Source organism: Microbacterium sp. SD291 (assembly GCF_017355365.1).
Lineage (GTDB): Bacteria > Actinomycetota > Actinomycetes > Actinomycetales > Microbacteriaceae > Microbacterium.
Genome location: NZ_JADIJR010000064.1, coordinates 1 through 2,698 on the forward strand (window position 1 = coordinate 1; position 2,698 = coordinate 2,698).

At 69.6% G+C, this 2,698-nt stretch carries 5 protein-coding genes; 1 reads left to right on the plus strand and 4 read right to left on the minus strand.

All coding sequences use genetic code 11. The features are described from left to right. The 4 genes from IPV10_RS16735 to IPV10_RS16750 form a co-directional block, all read right to left on the minus strand. On the minus strand, positions 1-565 hold a 565-nt coding region (locus IPV10_RS16735), incomplete at its 3' end, for a hypothetical protein (protein ID WP_207485785.1). Then, on the minus strand, positions 562-909 hold the full coding sequence (locus tag IPV10_RS16740) for a hypothetical protein (protein ID WP_207485787.1): 348 nt from the start codon (positions 907-909) through the stop codon (positions 562-564). The genes IPV10_RS16740 and IPV10_RS16735, both read right to left, overlap by 4 nt. Beyond that, complete coding sequence (locus tag IPV10_RS16745) at positions 906-1,097, minus strand: DUF2273 domain-containing protein (protein WP_207485789.1); 192 nt, start codon at positions 1,095-1,097, stop codon at positions 906-908. The genes IPV10_RS16740 and IPV10_RS16745 overlap by 4 nt, the downstream gene beginning before the upstream one ends. Beyond that, positions 1,094-1,543, minus strand: a complete 450-nt coding sequence (locus IPV10_RS16750; protein ID WP_307861164.1) for an Asp23/Gls24 family envelope stress response protein — start codon at positions 1,541-1,543, stop codon at positions 1,094-1,096. Before IPV10_RS16750 ends, IPV10_RS16745 begins: the two co-directional genes overlap by 4 nt. A 118-nt stretch (positions 1,544-1,661) precedes the next feature. Here IPV10_RS16750 and IPV10_RS16755 point away from each other — a divergent pair, with 118 nt between their 5' ends. Further along, positions 1,662-2,402 carry a hypothetical protein gene (locus IPV10_RS16755; protein WP_207485791.1) on the plus strand — a complete coding sequence of 247 codons (741 nt, stop codon included), beginning with the start codon at positions 1,662-1,664 and terminating at the stop codon, positions 2,400-2,402. The last annotated feature ends 296 nt before the right edge of the window (positions 2,403-2,698 follow it).

Below are 2,698 nucleotides of genomic sequence, written 5' to 3' on the forward strand. Positions count from 1 at the left end.
ATGCGACCACTCCCCGCGGCGACACGATGACGCGAGGCGCGGCCGGGAACCCGATCCCGGAGAGCACATCCGTCGCAGCCCCGGCCGCGACGGCGCGATCGACGGGCACCCCGCTGGTCGGCGTGATCCGCACGATGACAGCCCGGCGCGCCATGGTCGCCGACACCTGCCAGGGGGCCGTGCCGACATCGCCCGCGACAGCATCGGCGACAGCATCCGCGAGCACCCCGTCGTCGATCAGCAGCGCGAGCCGGTCGGCGATCCGCGCCCTGCGGGCGCGCCGGCCCGGCAGCAGCGCGAGGCCGATCAGGAGCAGTGCGAGCACGACGGCGATCGAGCCGACCACGATCAGAGTCACGTCATCCCAGCCGCGCGGCTGCGCCGCCGCAAACCGCGATCCGACCTCTTCACGGGCGGAGACGTCGACGAGCAGCCACACCGCAACCGCAGCGGTTGCCAGCAGCAGCAGGGTGATGACGGAAGCGACGACGACGGCCGCGACCGTGCGCGACGCGTGCGTCTCACGGCGGAGCACGCGGCGATAACCGTGATCCTCAGCCGTCATGACACCCTCCTCTCGGCGAGGCGACGCACGCCCGAATAACGCACGTCGACGGTGCTCACGGCCCGATCCGCGAGCTCCCGCATCCCGTCGATGACTGCATGGCGCAGATCCTCACCCCGATCGAGGATCGTGCCGCCGCCGACCGCGGCGAGCGCGACCGGCACGGTGACCGAGACCCGCAGCCCGCCCCGGTCATCGGCGAGGGCGACCCCCACGTCGCGGCGTGACACCCGTGCGGCATCGCGCGCCAGGCCGGCCGCCAGCCGCTGCAGAGCGCGCGCGCTGACCGTCGTCCTCCCCCGTGCGGCGGTCGTCACCCGCTCCCCTGGACTGTCCGGCGTCATGATGACGAACGCCTCCCCCTGATGACGTCTGTGAGCGCGCGGACGTCGAGCCGTCCGTCGACGATCCGGCCGATGACGGCGCCGACGAGCATCGCCACAGCCACGAGCACGAACGCCCAGAAGCCGAGGACGACCCAGGTCAGCGCGAGCGCTGCCCCCGCGGCGGCGCCGATCATCGAGGCGTTCACTGGACCCGCGCCTCCTGCTGGCCGTCGCCGTCCTCGTCGTCGGCCGGGATGTGGACGTCGTTCACGGTCACGTTGACCTCGGCGACCTCCATGCCCACCAGCTCGACCATCGCGCGGACGATCGCGGAGCGCACGTCATCCGCCACCTTCTGCAGCGACACCGGATAGTCCGCGACGATCGTGACGTCGACGGCGACCTGCGTCTCCCCGACCTCGACGCTGATGCCCTGCGTGAGGTCGGTCGTGTTGAGTGCGTCGCGGATGGCCCCCACCATGCGCGCCGCTCCGCCCCCGAGGGCGTACACGCCGCTGACCTCACGTGCGGCGATGCCCGCGATCTTCGCGACCACGCCGTCCTCGATGGTGGTCTTGCCGAGCGCCGCCGCCTGCGCCGCAGCGCCCTGTCCGCCTCCCCCCGAGGGCGGCGGGTCGCGATCATGCGACACCACTAGGACGGATGCCGAACAGGAAACGTCACAGATTCGTTCAGGGCGACCCGTCGGACGTCGAAAGGTGACCCCCCGGGGAGTTCACGGCGGGAGTATCGTCAGCACAGGAGGCATCATGTCCAGTGCCCGTGAACTCGCAGCCATCGCCGAGCGCAGTGCCGCACTCGGACCCGGCGACACCGAGAGGTTCTCCGGCTATGCGGTGATGGCGCTGCCGTTCAGCTCGGGTCATGTACTGGGCCTGCGCCGATTCCCCGTGACCTCGGTCGGCCCCGGCTACACGTCCGTGTGGCTGCGGCGCCCCGCCGGAGGCTGGAGCATCTACCCGAGCATCGACCCCTCGCTCTCGTGCCCTCGCTATTTCGGGAGCGCGCTCGAGTCCACCTCCGTGCACACCGTCACCGTCGGGTGGACTGGAGATCTCTGCTTCACCGTCCGCATCGAGGACGACATCGACCTGCACTGGGACGTCACGCTCGCCAACACCCCCGTGACGAAGATGATGAGCGGCATGGCAGGTGCCCTCCCGGACAGCTTCTGGCGCAGTAGCCTGTTCCTCTCCGCGATGGGCGCTGTCTCGGGGCCCTCGCTGCGAGCCGGGCGGATCGGGATGATCGGCCACGCACCGAACCGTCAGCTCATGAAGGCCAAGGTGAAGCGGATGTGGGTGGTCGAGCAGTCCACCGCCACGCTCGGCGGCGAGGACCTCGGCACGATCGAGCCGCTGCGCGAGCAGAGCCGACTCGGCGAGATCTGGATGCCGCAACGCGGGATCTTCATGATCGGCGGAGCGGAGTTCGAGCCGCAGGATGCCGAGGAGCATCCGCCGACCACGAAGGCCGCAGCGACCGTCTGATCGCCTCCCGTGTGCTCCATCTCTTATCGCACGTCGAATAGGTTTGGCTAAGGAGCCAGGTGTATTGCAGGCGTGCGGGCCGAGTTGCTCCCAACGGCGAGATCACACTCAGGCGAACCGAGTTGTGGGTTCCCACGCCCGCCGTATGTCGGCTATCGGCGCCCACTGAGGGCCATGGATCCGGCGATAGACACCGGGAAAATCAATAGACCCCTTCACGGTCCCGCCATTCCACAGGTCGAAAGCCGGGGCCGCGTTCGCCATGAAGAATCGGTCGACCCTCCCACGTAGCTCCT